1 protein-coding gene is annotated in these 4,558 nt (G+C 58.9%); it reads left to right on the forward strand.

The annotated features are described in order from the left end of the window. The coding region (locus Q1J43_RS01685; protein ID WP_301100571.1) for a matrixin family metalloprotease at nt 1-4,558 on the forward strand (4,558 nt) is incomplete at both ends.

Genomic DNA, 4,558 nt, shown 5'->3' on the forward strand with positions numbered 1-4,558 from the left:
AGCCGCACCAGAGCCACGCCTGGAGCGTCAAGGAACTGATCGCTGCCGCAATCGGCCAGCCCGAGCAGGACCGCCTGCGCAAACACATCAAGCTCCCCGAGCTCGCCGAGCAACTGATCCCGACGCCGACGAGTGCGCCGGTGGGGACCTTCTTTGATCCGGACTTCATCACGGGCTCGGTGACGGGAAACATGGGTGACGTGATCGGTGTTGACCTCAAGGAGATCGCCGCCAAGCAACTGCTGGTCAAGGAGAAGAAACTCTCCGTTGAAGAATCGGAATGGTCGATGGCTCAATTGGAATTGGTCCGCTCCGGTGACCAAACCAAGGCCAGCCTGGTCCGGGCGAAAATGCATGCCCTGCGCGACTTCAGACTGCTACGTCAAGACCTGGATGCTCTTGCTGACGTGGACGGCAGTAATCAGCCAGCGTTGAAACTGGTGACGAGCGGCGCGGGGTCGACGCTGACGCCGGTGTCGCGCAAGGAGGTCAAGAGCACGGTTGATGCGGCGTTCAAGGACTCGGGAGTTCTCTTCTTCGTACCGCGGATTACCGATGCGGACGAAGCGACATTGCGCGCCGGTGGTGTATTGAAAGGGCGGTGGGCCGATTTCTTTTTTGGGTGTACGGACACGTCTAATCCGAAAGATGGCGAAGTGTTTGGTCAGGTCGATATCACCGCCAAGGACTTTGCCAATAGCGCCAATGTCTTCTTCGGCGATCGACCGCTGGAGAATCCGGGGTATTCAGCGTTCACGCTCAAGGGGGCAGTGCAAGCGGGCAGTGCCACTAATGACGTGCTCGATGTGTATCGGGTTGAGCAGCGCCTGAAATATCTTGGCTATGCCGACAGCACCAGCGGCACACTCAAAGAAATCGTCGAAGACGGTAAGTTCAGCGACGACGAGGCCAAGGCCCTCAAGCTTTTTGAGAAGATCGTGCGCTACACCTCAGCAATCGGAACCGGGCAGGAATCATCGGGAACGGCAAGGGTGGAAATTCAATATCGCGCCAGCGTTAGTGCGACAAAAGACACGGCCAAGCTCGAAGAGGTTGCCGGCAGTTTCAAGCTGCTTACCCCGCCGACCGATGCGACGAGCGCCGCGCGCACGGCGTCGATCAATCGCGCAAAAGAGTTGGCGATTGCCGCGGCGCAAGCCAACGCGCTAACGGCCGCAGGATTCACCAGCGCCACCGACATCAATGGCATGGACGGGAAAATTGAAGGGGCTGCCGACGATAAGCAACGCACCACAACCGTCAACTGGCTCAACGCCTACAACGCGCCGCACTGGATGACGTATAAATTTGTTGATGCGAAAGGCGAGCGGACTGCCCTTGCGGGCTGGGACGACAAGACCGACAGAACCCAGGCAGCCCAATCGGGTACCAGCTGGGTGTATGACGTGATGCTGGCCAGTGCGCAGGCTGCCAAAGCACAAGAAAGAACGACTCCGCTTTGGTTCAAAGGTACCGGCGCATTGGGCGTTCAATTGAACCTGGGGATCAATACCGCGTATGTTTCGCAGCAGAATCAGGATCGCGTCAATGGCAAGGATATCGTTCTCGGCCTGGTGCCAGATGCCCCGGCCGCAGACATCATCCACCCCGATGCGTATCGTAACCAGCAATGGGACTACCTGAATGCGCGCACCTTGGCGGGACGCTTGCTCAACCCTGCTACGAATGCTGCCGCTCAGCCCAACCAGCAAAACCAGGCGCTGCTGGACTTTCTGACGGTGTATGCGGCGACGCAAGGCAGCGATGCCGCCAACCCGAATGGCTATTGGGGCAACCTCACGTTCAGCAACCCGGATGCCGATATCATTCGCCGTGCCTTGTTCGGTGATGGGTCGCAGGCTGGGGGGGTGATAAATGCGAAAAGCGTAATGCTGGGCGGCACCGCTGCGCCCTTGGGCAGCGCCATGACGGCCGAATCATTGGCCCGGTTTATGAACCGACCCGCTGCAGTGAGCGATTACCTTGATTGGGTCAGGCCGCTGCAAGCGACGATGACAGAGTACAACATCAATACGCCCCAGCGCATTGCCGCGTTCTTGGCGCAAGCGGGACATGAAACCAACGGCCTGACAAAAATGAAAGAAGATACCGGGCCTTATCAGGTAGGCATCATCCTTAACAACTTTATTTCTGCTTTCACCTACAACGCGCGCAACACGGCACAAAGCCGCTTACGTAATCCCCATCAGCCACAATATCCTGTCAATGCGAATCCACAGCAGCGACGCGAGGCACAAAGGCAGGCAAGGTATAGAAACCTGCAAGACTTTGTAGCTAACGATCTGGGCCTTAACGATCTGGTGGGTCGTAATTTGGCTGACGTAGAGGGCTTGGTCATTGGTCGAGGCGTTTGGACCGAGGAACTGGCGCGCTTGTTTATGAACCGCGTGTACTCGGAAGATGTGGGCTCCGGGTTGGCGGGTAACGGACGCGAGAGCAGCGTCGGCGTTCCGCTCAACCAACAACCGTACAACTGGGTGGGACGCGGCTTCTTCCATCTAACCCATCGCGCCAGCTATCAAGCATTTGCCAATTACGTGCAAACGGCGCATCCGGAACTGGTGACTCCTGTCGACGCCATGACCGTAGCGCAAACCTTGATGGCCAACCCGGATTTGATTTCTGAGAACACGCCCAACGGTCACGCCTTGGCGGCGCTGACGGCGGGACGTTACTGGCAAAGCCGGCAAGCCATGAGCGATAACGCCGACCTGCTGAATTTTACGACGCCTGTGCCGGATACTGACCGCGTCCCGTTTGATAGGGTCTCACGGGGGGTGGGGCGGGCGGGTTCAGATGAACGCTGGGAGCGTTATTTTCGTTTTATTGTTCCAGCAGCCGCTGCTGGGGGCAATCCCTACGAGAGCATGCGCGCGACTTTGGCGCGGGTTGGCATCAGCACCCGAGCACAAGAGGGTGGGCAAAGGCAATTCGCTTTGCCGCTCAACGTCCGCACGCCGGTACCTTTGGGCACGCAACATTTATTGGCGCCAAGCGTCGGCGTTAGCGACGCGTACCACGCTGCTCCCAATCCGCTTGCAGTCGATGACTTGCTGACCTACGCCCAGAGTGAACTGGGCATTGCTGAAGGAGACCTTGATATGTGGTACGCCGAACCGCCGCTAGACCCCGCTTTAAACCCGCCAGCGATTTATCTGGCGGCTAATGCCAATGCGCAGCAGACGGTCGAGCCGGCCTTGCGCGAACGCATCCTGGGTGTCTGTCGCGCTGTGACCGGACCAGAGGGGCAAGAGAAAGAGATTCCTCTTACTCCAGAAGGGAATGCCGACATGTATATGTACCGCTATGAACGGCGTGCCAATTACTTTGGAGATGACGCAGTCACGCGCATCGTGCAGCCGCCCAAGCATGGTAAGTTGACACTGCTTGAGGCAAGTAAAAACGTGCCTTTGGCGGAGCTATATACCTACACGACGACCCTCGACGATGGCTACGATACGTTTGTCATCGAAGTAGAAAAAAATGGCGTCAAGCTGGAAATTCGCTATCGGGTTCAAATCGCAATTTCGAGTTTGGGCGGTTCAGAAGGTCTTTGCCCGGGACATCGCGTGTTCTGGAAAATAGCTTCTGGCTCAACTACGGAGGGCTTGAATTCCGGGCCTTCCACAACCATGTTCCATCTTCCGATTGGTGACTCGGATAACGGTGTTCAGTTCAGTTATGCACCGCTCGCCGACAACGCCCTCGCTCAAACCACCGGCACCGGCTCTTCAGCCCAAATCACCCTCGACACCACCGCCGCCGGCCACGGCTGGTTCATCGACCCCACCCCCACCGACAACGCCGAATTCCTCCCCACCAGCAATGCGAACGAATGGATCGCCAAACCAGGCTGTGACGCCGAAGGCAAGATGGACCTCCTCACCGTCCTCCTGCACGAATACGGCCATGCCCTCGGCCTTGATCACAGCACCGACGCCCACGACTTCATGGCGACGACCTTGCAGCCCGGCGTTCGCCACACCCTGACCGTCGACGAACAACTCATGCTCATGCAACTCGCCGGAGTCTTCATCACCCCTGACAGCCCGAGCGAACCCTACGCCCCGACCGACCCCGGCGTACCGCTGCCCTTCACCCGAGTCACCGGCGCCCCACGCCATTCCCGCCTGCGCCGTGTCGTCGACTTTGCCGATACCCCGGGTGTCGACAGCGTCCCGCAATACAACAGCCTCGCCAACCCCAAACTTGAGAACCCCCAATTCACCGATGGCGCTAATTGGTCGACCACCGGCGAAGTCAGCTTCGAGAACGGCGCCGCCACCCTCACCGAGACCGCCAGCAGCCAGACCCGCGTCAACCAAGCCTTCGTCCTCGGCCAGAACGACCGTGTGCTGTCCTTCACCGTCGCCAACCCCACCCTCGGTGACCAGGCCAACGGCCCCGACGACGCCTTCGAAGTCGCGCTGATCGACGCCAGCACCGGCCACTCGCTACTCGGCAGCACCGGCCTCACGCACAACGACGCCATCATCAACTGGCAAGCCGACGGCAACGAGCACGATGCCAACGGAAT

The organism is Propionivibrio sp. (genome assembly GCF_029255185.1).
Taxonomy (GTDB): Bacteria; Pseudomonadota; Gammaproteobacteria; order Burkholderiales; family Rhodocyclaceae; genus Propionivibrio.